This window comes from Marinobacter sp. MIT930201, assembly GCF_047122665.1.
GTDB lineage: Bacteria > Pseudomonadota > Gammaproteobacteria > Pseudomonadales > Oleiphilaceae > Marinobacter > Marinobacter salarius.
Map to the genome: position 1 here is coordinate 1,187,424 of NZ_CP138916.1, position 24,670 is coordinate 1,212,093.

Here is a 24,670-nt window from a genome sequence, read left to right on the forward strand (position 1 = left end):
ACAAAAAAGCCAGCTGTTAAAAACAGCTGGCTTTTAGGCATCCTGAGGCTTTCCTTTCAAGACGGAGCTATTTCACGACCTTAAGCGTTGGCCGACCGCTGGGCCGATCTCCACCTTGACCGCTATCGCTACTGCCATTCTCGGAATCCTTTCCGCCGGGGCCTTCCGGATCAGGAGAGCCTGGTTCGCTACCGAAGACCATACCCTCACCGTTCTCCTTTGCGTATACAGCCATGACAGCCTGCAGGGGGATGAAGACCTGCATCGGCACACCGCCAAAACGCGCGCTGAATTCCAGGGCGCCATTACCAATCACCAGACCACGCACGGCTCCAGGACTGATATTGAGCACGATCTGCCCATTGGCCACATGCTCAGTCGGAACCTGAACGCCCTGCACTCCCGCATCCACAACAATGTAGGGCGTGCAGTCATTGTCGAGGATCCACTCGTTGAATGCCCGAACGAGGTAGGGACGGCTTGATGTCATCGTTATCTTACTATCAGGCACTGCCTTTCTCCTGAACCGGTTTCAGGCGCTGCATATCAGTTACGGATATCTTCTTCCAGGTCTGACAGGCTCGCCTTGAAACCTTCACGACTGAATATGCTATCCATGTACTTTTGAAGCGGCTTCGCCTGCTTTTCATTCAGCTCAATACCCAGCGACGGTAAGCGCCACAGAATCGGAGCAATACAGCAATCCACGATCGTGAACTCTTCCGACAGGAAAAAAGGCATCTCACCGAACAGCGGCGCCGTGGCCAGCAAACTTTCGCGAAGCTCTTTTCGGGCTGCATCCGACGCCTTTGCGTTGGGCTGAGCCAGAATCTGATCCACCAACCCACACCAGTCTTTCTGGATGCGATGGATCATCAGGCGACTGTTCGCACGCGCAACAGGATAAACCGGCAGCAATGGAGGATGCGGGAAACGCTCGTCCAGATACTCCATCATGATGTTTGGCTCGTAGAGCACAAGGTCACGATCCACCAGCGTCGGCAGGGCATTGTACGGATTCAGGTCAGCCAACTCTCCAGGCGGGTTATCCGGATCAACGTTCACGACGTCAACCGTTACCCCCTTCTCTGCCAGCACAATGCGGACTCTGTGGCTGTAATGACTGGCCGGGTCCGAGAAAAACGTCATTGATGACCGCTTGGTCACAACGCCCATAGAACTACCTCACGATTTGACTAACCGAATTGATCCTGAAAAACGCAAAAATCCAGCGGGCCGGCTATTGCCCGCTGGAACTCAGGGACAGGAATTATACCTGAAATCTCAGTGTACGTCCTTCCAGTACTCGCGATTAAGCAGGTAGGCAAAGATAAAGAAGATCGCCACAAAGATCAGTACGAACATACCCAGCCTTTCACGCTCAACCTTTATCGGGTCACCCATGTAAGACATGAAATTGGTCAGGTCGTACATAGCCCGGTTGAATTCCTCCGGCTCCATGGAGCCTTCTGTTTCCCATTCCGGGCAAATGTCTGCATTACGAACATCGCCGCTGAGAGGATCAACACTCGCACCCTCACCAATTCTCGGCTCAACCGCACACAGCCCCTGCAAACCGATCAACACATGGGGCATACCAACGTTTTCGAAGACCACGTTGTTCACACCCAGCGGACGACTTTCATCCTTGTAAAAGCCACGAAGATAGGAATAGATCCAGTCTTCACCGCGAAGACGAGATTCCAGGGTCAGGTCAGGTGGCGGAGCACCGAACCAGCTCGCAGCCATTTCCTTGCTCATGGAGTTCTTCATGAGTTCACCGATCTTTGCACCAGTGAAAATCAGATTCTCCTCGTAAAGCTCGGCGGGAATTCCCAGATCATCCGATACACGCTTATACCGCGCATACTCCATGGAGTGACACCCCATGCAGTAGTTGGTGAAAAGGGCCGCACCGCGCTGAAGCGACGCTTTGTTGGTATGGTCCGGCTCCATGGTATCAAGCGGCACGGACGCCCCCGCTGCCAGCCCGAGAGCTGGCAGGATCGCTATGAAAAGACCAACTATCAGCTTTCTCATCATCCTGTCACCCTCTCTGGAACTGGCTTTGTTTTCTCCATCCGTGTGTAGAACGGCATGAGAATAAAATAGAGGAAGTAAAGCGTTGTCAGGATCTGAGCAACCGTTGTGCGACCCTCAGTGGCCGGAACAATACCCAGGTACCCCAGGACAATGAAGCTGATGGCGAAGATCGTCAGAGCGATCTTGCTCAACCAGCCTTTGTAGCGCATTGAGCGTACCGGACTTCTGTCCAGCCAGGGCAAAACAAACAGGATGGCGATAGCAGCCCCCATCACGACAACACCCCAGAACTTCGCATCCAGGCCGAAGAGGTCAATAGTCACCGCCCGCAACATGGCGTAGAACGGTGTGAAATACCATACCGGCGCTATGTGGTCGGGCGTCTTGAGGGCATTGGCAGGCTCGAAATTCGGCTTTTCAATGAACAACCCGCCCATCTCGGGGAAGAAGAAGACCACGATAAAGAAGATGAAGAAGAAAACACCCACGCCCAACAGGTCATGCACCGTGTAATAGGGATGGAACGGTATACCATCTTTGGGAATGCCGTTTTCGTCCTTGTTCTTCTTGATATCAATACCGTCAGGGTTGTTGGAGCCAACTTCGTGCAGCGCAAGAATGTGCAGCACCACCAAACCAAGCAGAACGATTGGTAATGCGACAACATGCAATGCAAAGAATCGGTTCAGGGTAATACCAGAGATCAGGTAGTCACCGCGGATCCACAGCGACAGATCATCGCCAATGACCGGAATGGCGCCAAACAGGTTTACGATCACCTGCGCACCCCAGTAGGACATCTGGCCCCAGGGCAGCAGATAACCCATGAATGCTTCGGCCATCAGAACCAGGTAAATCAGCATACCGAAGATCCAGATCAGCTCGCGCGGCTTTTGATAAGAGCCGTACATCAAGCCACGGAACATGTGGAGATAAACCACCACGAAGAACGCGGAAGCGCCGGTGGAGTGCAGGTATCGAAGCAACCAACCCCACTCAACATCACGCATGATGTATTCAACTGACGCGAACGCACCTTCCGCTGTGGGGTTATAGCTCATGGTCAGCCAGATACCGGTCACGAGCTGATTCACCAGCACCAACATCGCCAGCGAACCAAAGAAGTACCACATGTTGAAGTTCTTGGGCGCGTAATACTTGCCAACGTGCTTGTTCCACGCATCGACAATTGGAAGACGTTCGTCTACCCAGTTCACTAACTTGTTCATTATGCGGCCCCCTCAGGATCCAGACCGACGGTCAGAGTGTTCTCGTCGTCAAAGCGATAGGGAGGCACCTGAAGATTCGAGGGTGCCGGCATATTCGGATAGACACGCCCGGCAAGGTCGTAACGGGAGCCGTGACACGCACAATAGAAGCCGCCAAGCCAGTTTTCCCCGAGATCGGCTGGAGCGACTTCTGGCCTGAATTGGGGAGAGCAGCCCAGATGGGTACAGATACCGACGAGAACAGCGTACTCGTCCTTGAGTGCCCGGAGCTCGCCTTCGATGTAGGCAGGTTGGTCCGCTTCCTTGGAAAGAGGATCCTTCACCTGGTCATTCAGCTCGAGAATGTTTTCGTTCATCTCTTCGGTGCGGCGAATAACCCACACCGGCTTACCGCGCCATTTGACGGTCATTTGCTGACCTGGCTCCAGTTTACTGACATTGACGGTGACCGGTGCACCGGCTGCTTCCGCTTTGGCACTGGGATTCCAGGATGCTACGAAAGGCACGGCCGCACCGACGACGCCGACACCACCCACCACAGACGTGGCACCGATCAAAAATCGGCGCCTGCCTTGGCTCACGTCGCCATTACTCATTATGGTTATCTCCCATCAGGCGACATACAGCCCTGCTTACAGGGAAACTGCACATCGAAAAGGACTTCTCTCAACCTAAAATTATAAGCGCTCAAATGGTAATGAAATTACCCTGCCCTTACAAGTCGGAAAGGCTTTGAGCCGGGCCATTACCTGTCTCAAGCCTGTTCGAAACTGACTTCCCAGACAACAAAAAACCCGGCCAATAGACCGGGTTTTTTCGGATCTGCTCCAGCGATTATTAACGCTTGGAGAACTGAGGACGCTTACGCGCCTTCCGCAGACCAACTTTCTTACGCTCCACTTCACGAGCGTCACGGGTAACGTAACCCGCTTTACGCAGCGCAGGGCGCAGCGTTTCATCGTAATCCATCAGGGCGCGAGTCAGGCCGTGACGAATAGCGCCCGCCTGACCACTGATACCACCACCTTTAACAGTGATGTTGATATCGAAACGATCCGTGGATTCAGCAACCACCAGGGGCTGACGAACAATCATCCGCAGAGTTTCGCGACCGAAAAACTGCTCAATGGAACGACCGTTGATAGAGATGTTACCGCTTCCCGGCTTGATGAAAACCCGAGCCGTGGATGTCTTGCGGCGACCAGTACCGTAATTTTGTGCTACAGACATATCCGCCTTCCGTTAAATGTCGAGTTCTTTGGGCTGCTGGGCTGCATGAGGATGCTCAGCGCCGGCATAAATTTTCAGCTTCTTGAACATGGCACGGCCAAGCGGGCCATTCGGAAGCATGCCTTTAACAGACTTCTGGATGATTTGCTCAGGAGCCTTGTCGACCAGCTTCTCGAAGTTGATGGACTTGATTCCACCCGGAAAGCCGGTGTGACTGTAGTACATCTTGTCAAATGCTTTTTTGCCGGTAACCCGTACCTGACTGGCATTGATAACCACAATGTAATCACCAGTGTCGACGTGAGGGGTGTACTCAGGCTTATGCTTGCCCCGCAGACGACGGGCGATTTCAGTTGACAGACGACCCAGCGTCTTGCCGGCTGCGTCTACAACGTACCAGTCACGTGTTACTGTTTCTGGTTTCGCACTCAGAGTCTTCATTGATTCCGCCTTGAACGCTATATAAGAAACGTTAAAAACCACCACCGGTAAATGCTCGGCATCCGGAGGAGGTTCTTTACCTGTATGTTATGCGGCAGTGACATCATTCGGGGCTGAGATGATGGCATCGCCTTGAAAAGCCAGGGCGCGAAGTATATCCGAACCCAAAAAGAAAGCCAACCCTGAAAGGGACTGTTTCGTTATTCACGTATCCTCATTGCTACCGCGGAACGGAGCCACCAACCAAAGGGCACCGAAACAACCCGTGGTCGTCATTTCCACGACTCTAGCGCTCGGAAGCGCCGACTTCGTTCCAACCATACAGCCGTTGCACGTTGCAGAGCAGCGACTGGGCCAGGTCTTCGAGCCCCGAATTCCGCAACCGTGCCAGGGTGGCTAGTATCGACGGCAGGTACGCAGGCGAATTATGCCCCGCCTCGACGCCCGCTGGCGCCATATCAGGCGCGTCCGTCTCGAGGATCAGCGCATCAACGGGCAACCGGGCGATGGTATCCCGGGTCTTTCGCGCTCGCTGATGGGTAATGACACCACCAACACCGATGAAGCAACCGAGGTCAATCAGCTTGGTAGCCTGCTCATAGCTGCCCGAAAACCCGTGCACCAACACCCGCCCTGAAAAGCGCTTGCGCCGCAGCACCTCATAGACCTCGTCGTGGGTCTTAACGGAGTGAATAACCAACGGTAAATGTACAAGCGCAGCAATATCAACCTGCCCTTCAAACCAGGCGTACTGATCCCGCATGTCCCCGTGGAGCCGATCCAGGCCGCACTCCCCCAAGGCTACACAATGACCTGGACGGTCTTCGAGCAAGCCTTGCAATGCGCATAGGTCATCGGCGGTATGCTCAGCCACATACCAGGGATGGATTCCGAGACAGTAGTAGAGCCCATCGTATTCCGATGCAATGCGACTCACCCTGCTCCAGTCGGGCCGCCGAACGCCGGGAATAACGAGATTCGACAGACCACTGCTGCGAGCGTCCTCAAGCACTGCCTTGCGACGCCCATCAAACTCAGGGAAGTCAAAATGGCAATGAGCATCAATGAGTCGCATTCACTCACTCCAGCCTGCTAGTGCTCCCGTGTTTTATGGAAGCTGATCTCTGGATAGCGCTCCTGGGCCAACTGCAGGTTGACCATCGTTGGCGCAATGTAGGCCAGTCGGTCGCTGCCATCCAGAGCCAGGAAATCGTTAGCCTTACGCTCGAACTCATCCAGTTTACGCTCATCAGAGGCCGTTACCCAGCGTGCCGTTGCAACATTTATCGGCTCATACACCGCCTCAACCTTATATTCGCTCTTGAGCCGACTAACCACCACATCAAACTGCAGGACACCCACCGCTCCCACGATCAGGTCGTTGTTTCGAAGCGGGCGAAAAACCTGTACCGCGCCTTCTTCCGCAAGCTGGATCAAACCCTTTTGCAGCTGCTTGGACTTGAGCGGGTCCTTCAGGCGAATACGACGGAACAATTCCGGTGCAAAATTGGGGATGCCGGTAAATTTCATATCCTCACCGGCAGTGAAGGTATCTCCCAGCTGGATGGTGCCGTGGTTGTGAAGGCCGATAATATCGCCTGCGAACGCCTCCCCCGCATGCTCCCGATCACCTGCCATGAAGGTTAGCGCATCGGAAAAGCGAACTTCCTTGCCGATTCTCACGTGACGCGCTTTCATGCCCTGATTGTAGCGCCCCGACACGATCCTCAGAAAAGCCACACGATCCCGGTGCTGGGGGTCCATATTCGCCTGAATCTTGAACACGAAGCCCGAGAAGACATCCTCTTCTGGTTTCACTAATCGCTGATCGGTTTCACGCGGTTGCGGTGTTGGGGCCCACTCCACCAACCCATCAAGCATGTGATCCACACCAAAATTGCCCAGCGCCGTACCGAAGAACACCGGCGTGAGCTCGCCCGCAAGGAAGGCGTCCAGATCGAACTCATGGGACGCTCCTTTGACCAGCTCAATCTCGTCTCGGAGATCACCAGCATAGCCTCCCAGAACCTCGTCCAGCTCAGGATTCTCAAGCCCCTGGATCACTCGTTTTTCCTGGATGGCATGGCCCTGACCAGATTTGTACAGGATCACTTCGTCCCGGGTCAGGTGATAGACACCTTTAAAATTCTTCCCCATACCGATGGGCCAGGTAATCGGTGCGCAGGCGATTTTGAGGACATCCTCAACCTCATCCATCAACTCAACGGGATCACGCGTATCACGGTCCAGCTTGTTCATGAAGGTCAGTATTGGCGTATCCCGCAAGCGGGTTACTTCCATCAGCTTGATCGTGCGTTCCTCAACACCCTTGGCGCTGTCGATCACCATCAGGCACGAATCCACCGCCGTTAACGTGCGGTAGGTATCTTCCGAGAAATCTTCGTGGCCAGGCGTATCCAGGAGGTTGACCAGGCGCCCGCCATATGGGAATTGCATCACCGAGGTGGTGACGGAAATACCACGCTCCTTTTCCATCTCCATCCAGTCGGATTTTGCGTGCTGCCCCGACTTCTTTCCCTTGACCGTGCCGGCTTTCTGGATGGCCTGCCCAAACAGCAGAACCTTCTCTGTAATGGTGGTTTTACCCGCATCCGGATGCGAGATAATCGCAAACGTGCGGCGCTGGGATACTTCGCTGGCAAGGCTGGTCATAATTGGTAACAACCTGGTTCGGAGAGACTGAAAAAACGGACGTCATTATAGGGATATTAAGGCACTGACGCGAACCCGCATCCGTTGAGAGCGTGCCCGATCTAACCGCGGAGTTTCGAGGGACTATCCGCCCAAGGGTAAGGCCATGACCAGTGCGTCTTCCCGCTCGCGGCCTGCAGGGTAGTAGCCCTTCCTGCGACCAATCACGTCAAAACCTTCCGCCGCGTACAGATCAATTGCTGCACGGTTGCTGGCGCGCACCTCCAGTAAAACCTGGCTCATGCCATCCCGCGCCGCCTCCAGCACAAGGTGCCGAAGCAAACGGCGTCCTCCGCCATTGCCCTGTTTAGCCGGTGCCACGCACAGATTCAGCAAATGGGCTTCACCCACCATATAAGCGACGACGGCGTATCCACTGAGCCGCTGCCCCCACTCGAGTGCCCAGAGCCGATAGTCAGGCCGAAAGCACCCCAAAAAAACGGACTCGCTCCAGGGGAAGGAGTAGCCCTGGGCTTCGATATTGAGGACGTCAGGCAGATCCTCCTGGCGTAAGGCCCGGATCATGAGGTCGGCACTCTCTATCTCGCGGTATAGATCCTGCCCCACGAGTCAGCCCCCGACGGCGGTCTTCAACTGCTGCCAGAGCTCACGTTTGTAAGCGGGCACCGCAGCCAATTCGGCAAGAGTATGGGAGAAGTCGACAGCAGCATCACCCAGCGCATCGTCAAGCAATACAGCTCTTTCTGAGGGAGAATCGTTGGTTAAAACTCCGAGCAAGACCACCTTGCGGGCACCGAAGTCATTGGCCAGGAAATGAAGAGTATCGCGAAAACAGTCTGCGCTGTTTCCTGGAACCCTCAGATTTCCAAACACCGGCCAGCGAAGCTCTCGCCCTTTCTCGATCCGGGTTTCACCGACCGCTGCCAGGATGTTTTGTGCCAGTGTGTCTTGAAGCCGTGTGCTGGCCTCGTCGGATACACCACTGATCAGCACAAGCCGCTCTGAGAACCAGAACCCAAGGTGGGCGTGAATCTGGCGGGGCAACTCCCCAGCAGCGTCCACTGTTTTTTCAGGCGACTCGTCGGCCGGTGCCTTCGACTCAACGACAACTGGCGTTTCCGGAGCCTTTTCGGGCACCGGTACGCCAGCAGGTTCCGGCGTGTCATCGGCCATCAGCGCCTGGATGCCGGCGATTCTGTCCTTGCCGACACCATCAACCTTACGCTGGGGAACAGTTGGCCGCGCCGGAACCGGAGGCGATACAATCGCAGCAGCTTCCAGCTCCGGCTCATCCTGCTCGGGAAAGGCGAATTCAGGGCTCGGTGCGGCGCCGGGTAACGCCTTCCTGGCGTACCAGAGATGGATTCCCGCCTTGCCCAGATAAAATTGACGTTCTGCCTCTGGCATCATCATTGTACTAGCCCCCTTCGCCTACCCTGCTCAGACATCAGCGCCCTGCGGGTGCTGCCGAACACCGCCCCGGCTGATCAGGTTCAGGGCCTCAATGTAGGCCTTTGCGGAGGCGATAATGATATCGGTATCGGCGCCGATGCCGTTCACAATTCGACCACCGCGCTCCAGGCGTACCGTTACTTCCCCCTGGGCATCCGTACCGCTGGTAATGTTGTTCACGGAATAGAGCTGCAGGTTACAGCCGGAGTCTACCAGGGACTCAATGGCCTTGAAGGTGGCGTCAACCGGCCCGCTGCCTTCTGCCTCTACCTTGTGCTCCCTGCCATCCACCAGAAGGGTCAAGCGAGCCCGGGGAATAACACCGGTCTCAGAGCACACCTGCATAGTAACGAGCCCATAGCGGCCGTCTTCTTCCTTCTGCCGGGTATCGCTGGCAATCGCCTGAAGGTCTTCATCGAAAATCTCATGTTTGAGATCAGCCAGTGCCTTGAACCGGGTAAAGGCTTCATTAAGCTCTGTTTCTGTCTCAAACTGGATGCCGAGTTCCAACAGGCGGGAACGGAAAGCATTACGGCCAGAATGTTTGCCCAGCACCAGGCTGTTGGTGTGCCAGCCCACGTCCTGTGCCCGCATGATTTCGTAGGTTTCCCGGTGCTTCAGGACGCCATCCTGATGAATACCTGATTCGTGGGCAAAGGCGTTTGCACCAACGATCGCCTTGTTAGGCTGTACCGGAAAGCCGGTGATGGTCGATACCAGTCGAGAGGCAGGCACAATGTGCTGAGCATCTACCCGGGTGTCGATAGTGTACAGATCCTGACGGGTACGAACCGCCATCACAAGCTCTTCAAGAGAAGCGTTCCCTGCCCGCTCACCGAGCCCGTTGATGGTGCATTCCACCTGGCGGGCGCCGCTGCTAACGGCTGCAAGGGAGTTTGCAACCGCAAGCCCGAGGTCGTTGTGACAGTGAACGGAGAACACGGCTTTGTCGGCGTTCGGAACACGGTTCAGCAACTGACGGATGGTCTCCCCAAACTGCTCCGGAATGGCATAGCCCACTGTATCCGGAATGTTGATGGTTGTTGCGCCGGCCTTGATTGCCGCTTCGATAATACGGCACAGAAAATCCAGTTCTGACCGACCGGCGTCTTCGCAGGAAAATTCAACGTCGTCAACATGACTGCGGGCACGCCTAACGGATCTGACGGCCTGCTCAACCACGTCATCCGGCTGCATCTGCAGCTTGTACTGCATGTGAATCGGAGACGTCGCAATGAAGGTATGGATACGTCCGCGCTCGGCCGGCCTTATGGCCTCCGCGGCGCGGTCAATGTCCTTATCCAGCGCCCTGGCAAGGCTGCAAACGGTAGATTCCTTGATAGACTCTGCAATCGACTTTACCGCCTCGAAGTCACCCTGGCTGGCGATCGCAAAACCCGCCTCTACGACGTCAACCCTCAGCTTCTCGAGAATCCGGGCTATCCGCAGTTTCTCCGCTTTTGTCATCGTTGCGCCGGGGCTTTGCTCACCGTCACGCAATGTTGTGTCAAAAATAACCAGGTGATCGTTCGCAGGCATGGCGCTCTCCATCAGGGCAACTGAAGACCAGTTTCTCGGGAGTATATCATCGATTGCGATGCCCACGGGGCGTGCATAGTGTTTAGTCGACGCCGTTCATCCAGACCAGCCAAATCAGCAAACCGTTAAGCACCAGAGAGACAACCGCGATGAAACGCCAGTTTTCCGGTGGCACACGGTCCGCGAGCGGGCGCCATACGGTGGGTGTCAGCGCCGGGTTGGGATGTCCGAGATCCCTCAGGAATTCCGACAGCGAAGGGTATCGGGACTCCGGCCTCAAGGAAACGGAGCGTTGCAGGCAGGCATCCAGCCACACCGGTAGGTCCGGGTTGAATTCGCGTATGCTGCGGTAGCGCAAACGTCGACGGACGGAAGGCCTGGGAGGTTTCGCATAGGGAAGCTGACCGGTCAACAGCTCATAGGCAATCACCGCCAGGGAATAGCGGTCAGAGGCGGGTGTTGCCCGATCACCCTCAAGACACTCCGGCGCAGCGTAGCTCTCAGTCCCCAGGCAGCCATCCTGCCCCCACGGCACATCAATCTCCTCAACTCCTCGAATTCGTACCGCGCCCAGGTCAATGATTTTAACTGTCCCGTCTCTGGCAATCAGTACGTTTTCTGGCTTGAGATCCTGGTGCACCATTTCAAGACGGTGCAGAGCCCGTAAACCAATGGCAATCTGCTGAATGAGGTTCCTCACGTCGGCAGGCGTTGGCAGGGGGTTGTCGTTCATCCACTCGCGTAGCGTCGGTCCCTGAACATATTCGGTGACACAATAGAGGCAGCGTCGGCTCTGGGGCGGCTCAATAAACCGGACAATATGAGGACTGTTTACACGGCGCCCCACCCAGCACTCATTGAGAAAACGGTCGATATAGGCCGGATCATCCACAAAGTTCGGCGACGGCGTTTTGATAATCACCGGCTCACCGCCGGCATCGGGGCTGGCAAGGTAAACCTGGGTGCGGCGGCTGGCGTGGATTTCCCGGACGATCCGATAACCGTCAAGCCTTTGCCCAGATTCCAATGGCGGCGGGAATGCCAGCGACGTCAGCCGTTCATAATGAGCCTCAACGTCTTCCACTGGCAGATGCTCAATATTAAGTACCTGAGCACTCAGGTTGTCGGGGCTTCCAGCGGAGTAGGCTGCGTCCACCAGCGCCCTGGCGACCTCATCCGCATCACCCTCCGCTGCAAGTCCGGCCATAACGACTGGGTCGAGATACCCGTGCACACCATCAGTGGTCAATAGCAAACAATCACCGGGCAGAAGGTTTGCCCGGAATACATCGATTTCGACATTCAGCTCAGCCCCCATGGCCTTTGTCAGCGCGCCCCTATCGGCGCCTACAACTGCATGATGGTCCCTGGTCAGGCACTCCAATTCGCCGTTGCGAACAAGACAAACCCGACTATCCCCCACATGAAATACATAGGCTCGATTGTTCTTGATGACGACACCGCTAAAAGTACACACCATCGCATGGGCATCTGCATGGCCGGCGTGACCACGACCGTGCAACCATCGATTCAAGGCCCCAAGGACACGACCGGCCGCAGTTTCAACGGCCCAGGAGTCCGGCGTACTGTAGTAGTCGTGCAGAAACCCTTTTACGCAGGTCTCAGCCGCCTCACGGCCTGCGGCTGAAGCACTCACCCCATCGGCAATAACAGCAGCAACTCCCTTGAGAACGAGGGCCTCGCCTTCTGGATACCGAATACCCAGGCTGTCCTGATTCTCGGCCTTCCGGCCGGCGATGCTGTATTGGCCGGCCTGTAATTGGAGGCGACCACTCACGTTACGTCAATCATTCTGACGGAACCATCCGGCATAACCTCGCTTGTTTGCGGATCAGGTTCATCCATGAAGATCATCACCAGGGACATGATTGCCAGAGCAATTGCTCCCAACACCAGGAAGAACTGATCTGAGGGCACCAGGGCCAATACAACCAGGAAGACAACACCTCCTACATTGCCGTAGGCACCTGCCATCCCCGCAACCTGGCCGGTAAGACGACGCTTCACCAACGGAACCGACGCATAGACTGCGCCACATCCGCCTTGCACAAAGATCGAGCAGAGCACAACCAGAGTGACCGCCAATGGCAGAGGCCAGCTGCTATCAATCCTTGCCATGAAGAAGTATCCAACTGCGATACCGGCCAGCATCAGTATCGTAATCAGCTTTCGCCCATAGCGGTCCGCAAGATAGCCGCCGCCGGGGCGCCCAAACAGGTTCATCAGAGCAAAACTCCCGCCGAGCATCCCCGCCAACATGGGAGAGATATCAAACGTATCCAGGAAATACAGCGGCAACATGGAGACCACCGCAAGTTCCGATCCGAAGCTCGCCATATATACGAGATTTAAAAGTGCTACCTGCTTGAACGGGTAACGATCAAATGCCGGTACAGGCCTTTGAAAGACGTGACCGTTTATCTGCCAAATCCGCAAGAACTGGACAGCTGCCATCACCCCTATCGCACTATAAAGAAGATAGGTTGTCGGAGCCCCCAGCATACCGAGCTTATAGGGCCCCAGTTGCCAAACGATCAACGCCAAAGCAAAGAACAGCGGCAAGTTCATTACCACGTAAAGGACGAAATCGCCCTTGCTGGTGACTTCCATCGCACCGCCCCGCTTTGGCTTGAAGTAAGTCGAACCTTTTGGGGTATCGCGAACCAGGATGAAGAAAACCGCCGCGTAGATAATCGCGATAACACCGGTCGTGCCTACCGCCCAGCGCCATCCGTTATCGCCACCGAACCACAGCGCGAGTGCCGGCAATGAAAGCCCGGCAAACGCAGCTCCAAAGTTACCCCAACCGCCATAGATACCCTCAGCCAGTCCCAGTTCCTTCGCCGGGAACCATTCACTTATCAGACGGATACCCACAACAAATCCCGCACCAACAAAGCCCAACAAGAATCGGGTCACTGCGAGCTGTTCAAAGGTTGTGGAGAGTGAAAATGCGATACAGAGAAGCCCTGACACAACAAGGACCAGGCTATACACACGGCGAGGGCCGAGTGCATCCACTAACATACCGATAAGAATTCGAGCTGGTATCGTCAATGCCACGTTGAGCAGCAACAAGGTATTTACTTCCGAGGCTGACAACCCGAACTGATCTCGAATAGAAGACATTAGGGGCGCGTGATTAAACCAGACCAGGAAGCTTATAAAAAACGCTACCCAACTCAGGTGAAGAACTTTGATCCTTCCTACGAAAGAAAAGAATCGAAAAGAGGTGTCGCTCATACGTTGGCCTGTAAACATGCGGAATTTGCCAACAGATCGTGAGGAAGTTTCTAAAGAAGGGGGGCCAAATGTGGCGAGCTATCAAAGCAAAACAGGAATGGCCGACACCTTCACTTCCTTCTGACGGCGTCGTTGCCGGTACCTGTTGGAGCCTAACTCTAGACCCGATACTTCAGCAAAATATATTCCAGAATATTTTTAATTTTTAAAAACAATGCATTGCGAATATTTCCAAGGGCAACAAATCCCCAGCAACGCACCAATGCTGGGCAACCCGAGCGGCACCGCACCACTATAGGTTATTGGTCGTTACTTTTTTACAGGCAATAAAAAACCCCCGTCGGCGAAGCCGCGGGGGTTTTGGTATTAAGAGCCTGACGATGACCTACTCTCACATGGGCAGAAGCCACACTACCATCGGCGCTGGTCTGTTTCACGGCTGAGTTCGGGATGGGATCAGGTGGTTCCAGACCGCTATGGTCGTCAGGCAAAACGGTTGATCACTGGGTGGACGAGGTAGAACGATGTGATGTTGATTTCGATTGAGCGCGATGGCTCTTGCGTTATCCGCAATTGTCTTGGGTGTTATATAGTCAAGCCTCACGAGCAATTAGTATCGGTTAGCTCAACGCCTCGCAGCGCTTACACACCCGACCTATCAACGTCCTGGTCTTGAACGGCTCTTCAGGGACCTCAAGGGTCCAGGGAGATCTCATCTTGGAAGGGGCTTCCCGCTTAGATGCTTTCAGCGGTTATCCTATCCGAACATAGCTACCGGGCAATGCGTCTGGCGACACAACCCGAACACCAGCGGTTCGTCCACTCCGGTCCTCTCGTACTAGGAGCAGCTTTCCTCAAATCTCCAACGTCCACGGCAGATAGGGACCGAACTGTCTCACGACGTTCTAAACCCAGCTCGCGTACCACTTTAAATGGCGAACAGCCATACCCTTGGGACCGGCTTCAGCCCCAGGATGTGATGAGCCGACATCGAGGTGCCAAACACCGCCGTCGATGTGAACTCTTGGGCGGTATCAGCCTGTTATCCCCGGAGTACCTTTTATCCGTTGAGCGATGGCCCTTCCATACAGAACCACCGGATCACTATGACCTACTTTCGTACCTGCTCGACGTGTCTGTCTCGCAGTTAAGCGGGCTTGTGCCATTACACTAACCGCATGATGTCCGACCATGCTTAGCCCACCTTTGTGCTCCTCCGTTACGCTTTGGGAGGAGACCGCCCCAGTCAAACTACCCACCACACAGTGTCCTTAACCCCGATAAGGGGTCGAAGTTAGAACCTCAAACAGGTCAGGCTGGTATTTCAAGGTTGGCTCCACCAGAACTGGCGTCCTGGTTTCAAAGCCTCCCAGCTATCCTACACAAACATGCTCAAAGTTCACTGTGAAGCTATAGTAAAGGTTCACGGGGTCTTTCCGTCTAGCCGCGGATACACCGCATCTTCACGGCGATTTCAATTTCACTGAGTCTCGGGTAGAGACAGCGCCCCCATCGTTACGCCATTCGTGCAGGTCGGAACTTACCCGACAAGGAATTTCGCTACCTTAGGACCGTTATAGTTACGGCCGCCGTTTACCGGGGCTTCGATCAAGAGCTTCGCGCAAGCGCTAACCCCATCAATTAACCTTCCGGCACCGGGCAGGCGTCACACCGTATACGTCCACTTTCGTGTTTGCACAGTGCTGTGTTTTTAATAAACAGTCGCAGGGGCCTGGTATCTTCGACCGGCTTCTGCTCAACCCGCGAAGGGCGTCACATACCACCGGCGTGCCTTCTCCCGAAGTTACGGCACCATTTTGCCTAGTTCCTTTACCCGAGTTCTCTCAAGCGCCTTGGTATTCTCTACCTGACCACCTGTGTCGGTTTGGGGTACGGTCTCGAATAGCCTGAAGCTTAGAAGATTTTCCTGGAAGCAGGGCATCAATGACTTCCCGCCCTAAAAGGGCAGTCGTCGTCGCGTCTCGGCATTGTGGGACCGGATTTGCCTAATCCCACTGCCTACATGCTTAAACCGGGACAACCGTCGCCCGGCTCACCTAGCCTTCTCCGTCTCTCCATCGCAGCTATCCAAGGTACGGAAATATTAATCCGTTTCCCATCGACTACACCTTTCGGTCTCGCCTTAGGGGCCGACTCACCCTGCGCCGATTAGCGTTGCGCAGGAACCCTTGGTCTTCCGGCGTGGGGGTTTTTCACCCCCATTGTCGTTACTCATGTCAGCATTCGCACTTCTGATACCTCCAGCATGCCTCTCGACACACCTTCGCAGGCTTACAGAACGCTCCCCTACCCCGTGCACTTGCGTGCACAGCCGCAGCTTCGGTAACCAGTTTGAGCCCCGTTACATCTTCCGCGCAGGCCGACTCGACTAGTGAGCTATTACGCTTTCTTTAAAGGATGGCTGCTTCTAAGCCAACCTCCTAGCTGTCTGAGCCTTCCCACATCGTTTCCCACTTAACTGGTATTTGGGGACCTTAGCTGGCGGTCTGGGTTGTTTCCCTCTTCACGATGGACGTTAGCACCCACCGTGTGTCTCCCGGATAGTACTCACAGGTATTCGGAGTTTGCATCGGGTTGGTAAGTCGGGATGACCCCCTAGCCGAAACAGTGCTCTACCCCCTGTGGTATTCGTCCGAGGCGCTACCTAAATAGCTTTCGGGGAGAACCAGCTATCTCCGGGCTTGATTAGCCTTTCACTCCGATCCACAAGTCATCCCCTGGCTTTTCAACGACAGTGGGTTCGGTCCTCCAGTTGATGTTACTCAACCTTCAACCTGCTCATGGATAGATCGCCCGGTTTCGGGTCTATGCCCAGCGACTAAATCGCCCTATTCAGACTCGGTTTCCCTACGGCTCCCCTAAACGGTTAACCTCGCCACTGAACATAAGTCGCTGACCCATTATACAAAAGGTACGCCGTCACGGAACAAGTCCGCTCCGACTGCTTGTACGCATACGGTTTCAGGATCTATTTCACTCCCCTCACAGGGGTTCTTTTCGCCTTTCCCTCACGGTACTGGTTCACTATCGGTCAGTCAGGAGTATTTAGCCTTGGAGGATGGTCCCCCCATGTTCAGACAGGATGTCTCGTGTCCCGTCCTACTCGATTTCACTGGACTCAGGTTTCGGATACGGGGCTATCACCCACTATGGCGGCTCTTTCCAGGGCCTTCTCCTACCAGTTGTCCAGCTTAAGGGCTGGTCCCCGTTCGCTCGCCGCTACTGAGGGAATCTCGGTTGATTTCTTTTCCTTCGGGTACTTAGATGTTTCAGTTCCCCGAGTTCGCCCCGTACGGCTATGTATTCACCGTACGGTACCGGCCCGAAGACCGGTGGGTTTCCCCATTCAGAGATGCCCGGATCACAGCTTGTTTGCCAGCTCCCCGAGCCTTATCGCAGGCTTCCACGTCTTTCATCGCCTCTGACTGCCAAGGCATCCACCGTATGCGCTTAGTTGCTTGACTATATAACCCCAAGACAACTGATCCGTTTCTCACACCCAACCAGAACATCGCACCCACCGAAGTGAACACAACCTTCTCATTCAGAGATGAGATTCAGAGACAGTCACTCGAAGTCATATACAACCACTTCAACGACAACACCGGATAACGCTTGAAATCGCTATCACATTGAACACTTTCTCTCGGAGATAATGAGAAAAAGTATTCGTGTTCTATCTCGTCCAATTTGTTAAAGAGCAAATCTGACCCAGTGATCAGAAAGAAGAACTTCCGCTTAACAACTCTTGTCATTAAACCGAAACGCTTGTTTCTGCACACTGACCGAAGCCAGGCATTCATCGATCTGTCCAGGTATTGGTGGAGCTGAGCGGGATCGAACCGCTGACCTCCTGCGTGCAAGGCAGGCGCTCTCCCAACTGAGCTACAGCCCCTAAAAGCTATTTACAAGAATTGTGTAGATCTAGGCGTGTTCGGGCGCCGCATAGCCTGCTATGCAAGTCCGGACACAACGACGAGCTACGCAATTCTGGTGGGTCTGGGTGGACTTGAACCACCGACCTCACCCTTATCAGGGGTGCGCTCTAACCACCTGAGCTACAGACCCGGTTTTGCTTGTCCTGAAACAAGCCAAGTCGGGCCTGCATAGACCCTTTGCTCTCTTCTTAAGCTAACCAAGTAATTCGTGTGGACTCTGACCGAAGCATTCGGCTTCGTTTAAGGAGGTGATCCAGCCGCAGGTTCCCCTACGGCTACCTTGTTACGACTTCACCCCAGTCATGAACCACACCGTGGTGATCGTCCTCCCGAAGGTTAGACTAACCACTTCTGGTGCAATCCACTCCCATGGTGTGACGGGCGGTGTGTACAAGGCCCGGGAACGTATTCACCGCGACATTCTGATTCGCGATTACTAGCGATTCCGACTTCACGGAGTCGAGTTGCAGACTCCGATCCGGACTACGATGCGTTTTGTGAGATTAGCTCCCCCTCGCGGGTTTGCAGCCCTCTGTACGCACCATTGTAGCACGTGTGTAGCCCTGGCCGTAAGGGCCATGATGACCTGACGTCATCCCCACCTTCCTCCGGTTTGTCACCGGCAGTCTCCCTAGAGTTCTCAGCCGAACTGCTAGCAACTAGGGATAGGGGTTGCGCTCGTTACGGGACTTAACCCAACATCTCACGACACGAGCTGACGACGGCCATGCAGCACCTGTGTCAGAGTTCCCGAAGGCACCAATCCATCTCTGGAAAGTTCTCTGCATGTCAAGGCCAGGTAAGGTTCTTCGCGTTGCGTCGAATTAAACCACATGCTCCACCGCTTGTGCGGGCCCCCGTCAATTCATTTGAGTTTTAACCTTGCGGCCGTACTCCCCAGGCGGTCAACTTAGTGCGTTAGCTGCGCCACTAAGACTTCAAGAGTCCCAACGGCTAGTTGACATCGTTTACAGCGTGGACTACCAGGGTATCTAATCCTGTTTGCTCCCCACGCTTTCGCACCTCAGTGTCAGTATTGGTCCAGAGTGCCGCCTTCGCCACTGGTGTTCCTTCCTATATCTACGCATTTCACCGCTACACAGGAAATTCCACACTCCTCTACCATACTCTAGCCTGACAGTTCGAAATGCCGTTCCCAGGTTGAGCCCGGGGCTTTCACATCTCGCTTATCAAACCACCTACGCGCGCTTTACGCCCAGTAATTCCGATTAACGCTTGCACCCTCCGTATTACCGCGGCTGCTGGCACGGAGTTAGCCGGTGCTTCTTCTGTGAGTAACGTCAAGCCTCACGAGTATTAGTCGTAAGGTTTTCCTCCTCACTGAAAGTGCTTTACAACCCGAAAGCCTTCTTCACACACGCGGCATGGCTGGATCAGGGTTGCCCCCATTGTCCAATATTCCCCACTGCTGCCTCCCGTAGGAGTTCGGGCCGTGTCTCAGTCCCGATGTGGCTGATCATCCTCTCAGACCAGCTACGGATCGTCGCCTTGGTAGGCTCTTACCCCACCAACTAGCTAATCCGACATAGGCACATCCAATAGCGCAAGGTCCGAAGATCCCCTGCTTTCCCCCAAAGGGCGTATGCGGTATTAATCCGGGTTTCCCCGGGCTATCCCCCACTACTGGGCAGTTTCCTATGCATTACTCACCCGTCCGCCGCTCGTCAGCGGGGAGCAAGCTCCCCCTGTTACCGCTCGACTTGCATGTGTTAAGCCTGCCGCCAGCGTTCAATCTGAGCCATGATCAAACTCTTCAGTTTAAATCATACAAGAATCCGAAGATTCTCTATTCTTGCTCAAGACAAAACTCAATTTCGACGAGTCACTGTCCTGATATTTCGTATCCGAAATACCTCGGCCAGCGCCCACACGAATTACTTGGTTAACTTTTTAAAGAGCGTTCGGGGCTTGCCCGATCAAGGTGGCGTATTCTACATCGAATCGCTGCCTTGTCAACCGTTTATTTTGACTTCGGTTTTAAACCGAAAAACTGCCAATAAATTCAAATGGTTGCCTTTCAATTCCTGGTCCGCCTCGGTGGCGTTCCCCTCGAAAGAGATGCGCATTCTACAGAGCCCTGAGAATGTGTCAACGAGGTTAATCAATTAATTTTACTCTGTTTCGGTTACCCCCTATAACGCTGATCAAACCGCAATCAGAACGTTCATTTTTCAGGCCGAAATTACGCCGACTCGCCTGCCGAGCGGCGCGATTTTCTAAACAGTGCAAAAACCGGCCCCGACAACGCATAGATAAGGAACCCGCTAAACAGGACTGTTGCCGGATCAAGCGCGACAACCACAAACATCAGCACCACCAGGAGTATTGCAGCGAACGGCACCCGCCCCCGCATATCCAAGTCCTTGAAACTCTTATAGAGAATGTTGCTGACCATCAACACACCACAACCGCCAACGACGATGATCGTCATGAGGGTTAGCCAACTGGCCGGCTCCATCGCATGAAAACACCACACTAACCCGGCAACACACGCTGCAGCCGCAGGACTGGGCAGCCCCACGAAAAACTTCTTGTCCATGGAGCCGATCTGGGTGTTGAATCGTGCCAACCGCAAAGCAGCTCCCGCCACATAGATAAAGGTAATAGCCCAACCAACCTGACCAAGACTGTTCAGCGACCAGAAGAACGCCACCATACCCGGAGCCACACCAAAGGCGACCATATCCGCGAGACTGTCGTATTCCTCGCCGAACTTACTCTGAGTATTGGTCAACCTGGCAACCCGACCGTCAAGCCCATCCAGGATCATGGATACAAAGATCGCAATCGCGGCATTGTCGAATACGCCGTTTGCGGCGGAAACGATCGCGTAGAAGCCAGAGAACAGGGAAGCCGTTGTCAGCGCATTAGGCAGCAGGTATATCCCCTTGCGACGAACCGGCGCCCCCTCTACCAACTCTTCCTCGACAACTTCGCCGGACTCAATATCATGTTCATGACCAGAGGCGTCTGACCGTCCCCGAACATCTTTCTTTTCAGCCTGTGTTTCGGCCTGCTTCTTTTCATCAGTCATTCCAATCACTCCGGAAAGCATTTAGGCGGAGTATATACGAAAAACGCGGCCACCCGGGCCGCGTTTTCCAAACCAGTCCGAGGTACCGGATCAGTTTTTGTCTTTGTCCACGATCTTGTTCGCGGAGATCCAGGGCATCATGGAGCGCAGTTTTTCGCCAACGGTCTCAATCTGATGCTCGGCATTAATGCGGCGACGGGCCGTCATGGACGGGTAGTTGCTGCTGCCTTCCTGAATAAACATCTTGGCGTATTCACCGGTCTGGATGCGCTTCAAGGCATTGCGCATAGCTTCGCGGGATTGCTCGTTGATGATCTCCGGACCAGTCACGTACTCACCATACTCCGCGTTGTTGGAGATGGAGTAGTTCATGTTGGCAATACCGCCCTCGTACATCAGGTCAACAATCAGCTTCAGCTCGTGCAGACACTCGAAGTACGCCATTTCAGGCTCGTAACCGGCATCCACGAGTGTTTCGAAGGCCGCCTTTACCAGCTCAACGGTACCACCACAGAGAACAGCCTGCTCACCAAACAGATCGGTTTCAGTCTCATCCTTGAAGGTGGTTTCGATGATGCCGGTGCGGCCGCCACCGATACCGCTGGCGTACGAGAGCGCCAGGTTCTTGGCGTTGCCGGAAGCATCCTGGAAGATGGCAATCAGATCAGGGATACCGCCGCCACGGGTAAATTCGGTGCGCACAGTGTGGCCCGGCGCTTTCGGGGCAATCATGATCACATCCAGATCTTTGCGCGGCACGATCTGGTTGTAGTGGATCGCAAAACCGTGGGCAAACGCCAGAGTGGCGCCCTGCTTCAGATTCGGCTCGATCTCTGCGTTATACAGTTGGGCCTGGAACTCGTCCGGCGTCAGAACCATAACGACATCCGCTGCGGCAACTGCTGCGGGAACGTCACTGGTTTTGAGGCCATAGGCTTCCGCCTTGGCAATGGAAGAAGAACCTGGGCGCAGACCAACCGTTACATCCACACCGGACTCTTTCAGGTTGCATGCATGCGCGTGCCCCTGTGAGCCAAAACCGATGATGGCAACTTTCTTGCCCTGAATGATGGAAAGATCACAATCCTTATCGTAATAAACCTGCATGGAAAACCTCTATAATATTGTATTGGCCTTTTGGGGGCCGTCATTGTACAGAATGATGTCAGTGCCTGTTACAGGCTTAATACCTTTTCACCACGGGCGATGCCCGAAACCCCGCTGCGAACAACCTCAAGCACGCCCGAGGTACCCACCGCCTGAATAAAGCCGTCCAGTTTTTCACTGGCACCGGCCAACTGAACGGTATAGACCGAGCTGGTAACATCCACGATCTGGCCACGGAAGATATCAACCGTACGCTTGATCTCGGCACGCTGGGACCCAGTGGCCTTGAGCTTGACCAGCATCAGCTCACGCTCGATGTGGGAGCCTTCCGTCAGATCCACCAGCTTGACCACTTCAATCAGCTTGTTGAGCTGCTTGGTGATCTGCTCGATGACTTTGTCCGAGCCTGTGGTTGTTACCGTCAGGCGCGACAGGGTTTCGTCCTCGGTCGGCGCCACCGTCAACGTTTCAATGTTGTAGTTACGCTGCGAGAACAGACCAACAACACGGGACAGTGCACCGGGCTCGTTTTCAAGCAAAACAGAAATGATTCGACGCATGATCAGACCCTCTCCGTCTTGCTGAGCCACATGTCCTTCATTGAACCACGGGCCACCTGCATCGGGTAGACGTGTTCAAAACGGTCCACGTAGATATCAACGAAAACCAGCCGGTCTTTCATCGCCAGCACTTCTTTGAGCTTTGGCACCAGATCTTCCTTTCGGTCGATTCGGACACCAACGTGACCATAGGCCTCTGCCAGTTTGATGAAGTCCGGCAGGGACTCCATGTAGGACTGGGAGTGACGGGACTCGTAGTTCATGTCCTGCCACTGCTTGACCATACCAAGGGCCTGGTTATTCAGATTGATGATCTTTACTGGAATATCGTACTGACTACAGGTCGACAGCTCCTGGATATTCATCTGGATACTGCCTTCACCGGTAATGCAAAGCACCTCGTCATCGGGGAAGTTCAACTTGACCCCCATAGCCGCTGGCAGGCCGAAGCCCATGGTGCCAAGGCCGCCGGAGTTGATCCAGCGATTGGGTTTATCAAACTTGTAGTACTGGGCTGCAAACATCTGGTGCTGACCCACATCGGAGGTCACAAAGGCTTCACCATTGGTAAGCTTCCAGAGCGCCTCCACCACTTCCTGAGGCTTGATGACATCCGGGCTGGTCTCGTAACGCATGCCATGGAATGCCCGCCACTCTTCAATCTGCTTCCACCAGGCAGCAATTGCATCGGCGTCAGGCTTTTCCTTGCTCTCTTTGACGAGAGTGATCATTTCCTTAAGCACCGCATCCACCGGGCCAACAATGGGAACATCCGCATCAATGGTTTTGGAGATGGAGGCCGGGTCGATATCGATATGGACAATGCGGGCACCGGGACAGAATTTTTCTGTCGCGTTGGTCACCCGGTCATCGAATCGCGCCCCCACACAGAGGATAAGATCCGAATGATGCATGGCCATGTTGGATTCGTAGGTGCCATGCATACCCAGCCAGCCGATGTGCTGAGTATCGGAGGCCGGATAACACCCAATGCCCATCAGAGTGTTGGTAATCGGATAACCCAACATCCTGACCAACTCGGTCAGCTGATCCGTGGCTTTGCCGAGGATGACACCGCCGCCCGCATAAATAATGGGACGCTTGGCTGCCATGAGCATATCGACGGCTTTCTTGATCTGCCCAGCGTGGCCACGAATGGCCGGATTGTACGAACGGAGCTTGACCTTCTTGGGAAAGACATACTCGTAGCGCTCGTTTGGCGTTGTCATATCTTTCGGGATATCAACAACAACCGGTCCGGGACGACCTGTCGAGGCAATGTAATAGGCCTTGCGAACGATCTCGGGGATCTCTTCCGGATGACGGACACTCAGGTTGTGTTTCACGACAGGACGGGAGACACCGATCATATCGGTCTCCTGGAATGCATCTTCACCAATCAGAGTCGATGCAACCTGACCGCACAGGACCACCATCGGGATGGAATCCATGAAGGCAGTGGCAATGCCAGTGATGGTGTTGGTGGCTCCAGGACCCGAGGTTACCAGAACGGTGCCCGGTAATCCGGTAGCACGGGCATAACCGTCGGCCATGTGGACCGCAGCCTGCTCGTGACGCACCAGAATGTGCTTGACTTTGTCCTGCCTGAACAGCGCGTCATAAATATGCAACGCTGCACCACCCGGATAGCCATATATGTATTCGACCCCCTCATCTTGCAGGGACCGGATCAGCATATCGGCGCCAGACAATAACTCCACGATGTTCTACCCTCTTCTACGAGTGAATGAGCCGGGAAACGTCCCGGTTGCCTGGATGTCCGGACATCATGCTTCTTGTGAAAGCTGAACCGGATACTCCGCCACACCAGCTATTAAGAGGTTGTCTCCTGGCCAGCCGCCCTCCTGAGGGTTGCGGAGAACGGCCAATCAACGGGTTGCACGTAAGCAACAACCAGTCCGCGACCTGCGCGGGGCATTCAGTGTGGTAATTAACGGGGGATACTCGCTCGGGATTGCCTGCCGTATTGACCCCAGTCTTCAGGCAATCGGTAATTTTGACAGCGCTAAACTCCCTGTCAATAGCGGCGGCTGTTTTCTCTGCCCGTACCCACCGAAGGTCTGCCATACTTTGTGCAACTATTTGAACCAGATTGAA

18 protein-coding genes, 2 tRNA genes and 3 rRNA genes are annotated in these 24,670 nt (G+C 54.6%); all 23 read right to left on the reverse strand.

Features of this window, described 5'->3' with window-relative positions; all coding sequences use genetic code 11:
• Window positions 1–67 precede the first annotated feature (67 nt).
• Window positions 68–490, reverse strand: a complete 423-nt coding sequence (locus tag SIC19_RS05550; protein ID WP_178380796.1) for a ClpXP protease specificity-enhancing factor — start codon at window positions 488–490, stop codon at window positions 68–70.
• Window positions 491–546: 56 nt separating this feature from the next.
• Window positions 547–1,176 (reverse strand): glutathione S-transferase N-terminal domain-containing protein, encoded by a 630-nt coding sequence (locus SIC19_RS05555; protein WP_036203714.1) that lies wholly within the window; start codon window positions 1,174–1,176, stop codon window positions 547–549.
• Between the two features lie 108 nt (window positions 1,177–1,284).
• Entirely contained in the window at window positions 1,285–2,040 is a 756-nt protein-coding gene (locus SIC19_RS05560) for a cytochrome c1 (RefSeq protein WP_036205673.1), read from the reverse strand.
• A complete protein-coding gene (locus SIC19_RS05565) occupies window positions 2,040–3,272 on the reverse strand; it encodes a cytochrome b (protein ID WP_007154595.1) in 1,233 nt (410 codons plus the stop codon). The genes SIC19_RS05560 and SIC19_RS05565 overlap by 1 nt, the downstream gene beginning before the upstream one ends.
• Window positions 3,272–3,868 carry a ubiquinol-cytochrome c reductase iron-sulfur subunit gene (petA, locus tag SIC19_RS05570; RefSeq protein WP_036203711.1) on the reverse strand — a complete coding sequence of 199 codons (597 nt, stop codon included), beginning with the start codon at window positions 3,866–3,868 and terminating at the stop codon, window positions 3,272–3,274. The genes SIC19_RS05565 and petA overlap by 1 nt, the downstream gene beginning before the upstream one ends.
• Window positions 3,869–4,109: 241 nt before the next feature.
• A complete protein-coding gene (rpsI, locus tag SIC19_RS05575) occupies window positions 4,110–4,502 on the reverse strand; it encodes a 30S ribosomal protein S9 (protein ID WP_007154597.1) in 393 nt (130 codons plus the stop codon).
• A gap of 12 nt (window positions 4,503–4,514) precedes the next feature.
• Window positions 4,515–4,943: a 50S ribosomal protein L13 gene (gene rplM, locus SIC19_RS05580; RefSeq protein WP_007154598.1), complete on the reverse strand. Its 429-nt coding sequence runs from the start codon at window positions 4,941–4,943 to the stop codon at window positions 4,515–4,517.
• Window positions 4,944–5,229: 286 nt separating this feature from the next.
• Window positions 5,230–6,018 carry a TatD family hydrolase gene (locus SIC19_RS05585; protein WP_036203708.1) on the reverse strand — a complete coding sequence of 263 codons (789 nt, stop codon included), beginning with the start codon at window positions 6,016–6,018 and terminating at the stop codon, window positions 5,230–5,232.
• A gap of 17 nt (window positions 6,019–6,035) precedes the next feature.
• Complete coding sequence (gene prfC, locus SIC19_RS05590; protein WP_036203705.1) at window positions 6,036–7,616, reverse strand: peptide chain release factor 3; 1,581 nt, start codon at window positions 7,614–7,616, stop codon at window positions 6,036–6,038.
• 123 nt (window positions 7,617–7,739) lie between these two features.
• Complete coding sequence (gene rimI / locus SIC19_RS05595) at window positions 7,740–8,222, reverse strand: ribosomal protein S18-alanine N-acetyltransferase (RefSeq protein WP_227544273.1); 483 nt, start codon at window positions 8,220–8,222, stop codon at window positions 7,740–7,742.
• A 3-nt stretch (window positions 8,223–8,225) separates the two neighbouring features.
• Window positions 8,226–9,029: a hypothetical protein gene (locus SIC19_RS05600; RefSeq protein ID WP_075196055.1), complete on the reverse strand. Its 804-nt coding sequence runs from the start codon at window positions 9,027–9,029 to the stop codon at window positions 8,226–8,228.
• 27 nt (window positions 9,030–9,056) lie between these two features.
• The gene (locus SIC19_RS05605) at window positions 9,057–10,607 is read right to left on the reverse strand and encodes a 2-isopropylmalate synthase (RefSeq protein WP_075196056.1); all 1,551 of its coding nucleotides are present in this window, start codon (window positions 10,605–10,607) and stop codon (window positions 9,057–9,059) included.
• A gap of 82 nt (window positions 10,608–10,689) precedes the next feature.
• Window positions 10,690–12,405, reverse strand: a complete 1,716-nt coding sequence (locus SIC19_RS05610; RefSeq protein WP_075196057.1) for a bifunctional protein-serine/threonine kinase/phosphatase — start codon at window positions 12,403–12,405, stop codon at window positions 10,690–10,692.
• A complete protein-coding gene (locus SIC19_RS05615; protein ID WP_075196058.1) occupies window positions 12,402–13,871 on the reverse strand; it encodes an MFS transporter in 1,470 nt (489 codons plus the stop codon). Before SIC19_RS05615 ends, SIC19_RS05610 begins: the two co-directional genes overlap by 4 nt.
• A gap of 372 nt (window positions 13,872–14,243) precedes the next feature.
• A 5S ribosomal RNA gene (gene rrf / locus SIC19_RS05620) occupies window positions 14,244–14,359 on the reverse strand.
• A 101-nt stretch (window positions 14,360–14,460) separates the two neighbouring features.
• Window positions 14,461–17,356: ribosomal RNA gene (locus SIC19_RS05625) — 23S ribosomal RNA — on the reverse strand.
• Window positions 17,357–17,711: 355 nt separating this feature from the next.
• Window positions 17,712–17,787 (reverse strand) — tRNA-Ala (locus tag SIC19_RS05630).
• 96 nt (window positions 17,788–17,883) lie between these two features.
• Window positions 17,884–17,960: transfer RNA gene (locus tag SIC19_RS05635), tRNA-Ile, on the reverse strand.
• A gap of 111 nt (window positions 17,961–18,071) precedes the next feature.
• Window positions 18,072–19,611: ribosomal RNA gene (locus SIC19_RS05640) — 16S ribosomal RNA — on the reverse strand.
• The 16S, 23S and 5S rRNA genes sit together here with 2 tRNA genes alongside, the layout of an rRNA operon.
• Window positions 19,612–20,033: 422 nt before the next feature.
• Complete coding sequence (gene pssA / locus SIC19_RS05645) at window positions 20,034–20,885, reverse strand: CDP-diacylglycerol--serine O-phosphatidyltransferase (RefSeq protein ID WP_036203693.1); 852 nt, start codon at window positions 20,883–20,885, stop codon at window positions 20,034–20,036.
• 90 nt (window positions 20,886–20,975) lie between these two features.
• Window positions 20,976–21,992, reverse strand: a complete 1,017-nt coding sequence (ilvC, locus tag SIC19_RS05650; protein ID WP_007155057.1) for a ketol-acid reductoisomerase — start codon at window positions 21,990–21,992, stop codon at window positions 20,976–20,978.
• Between the two features lie 68 nt (window positions 21,993–22,060).
• Window positions 22,061–22,552: an acetolactate synthase small subunit gene (gene ilvN, locus SIC19_RS05655; RefSeq protein WP_007155058.1), complete on the reverse strand. Its 492-nt coding sequence runs from the start codon at window positions 22,550–22,552 to the stop codon at window positions 22,061–22,063.
• A 2-nt stretch (window positions 22,553–22,554) separates the two neighbouring features.
• Entirely contained in the window at window positions 22,555–24,273 is a 1,719-nt protein-coding gene (locus tag SIC19_RS05660) for an acetolactate synthase 3 large subunit (RefSeq protein WP_075195695.1), read from the reverse strand.
• Window positions 24,274–24,670: the final 397 nt, after the last annotated feature.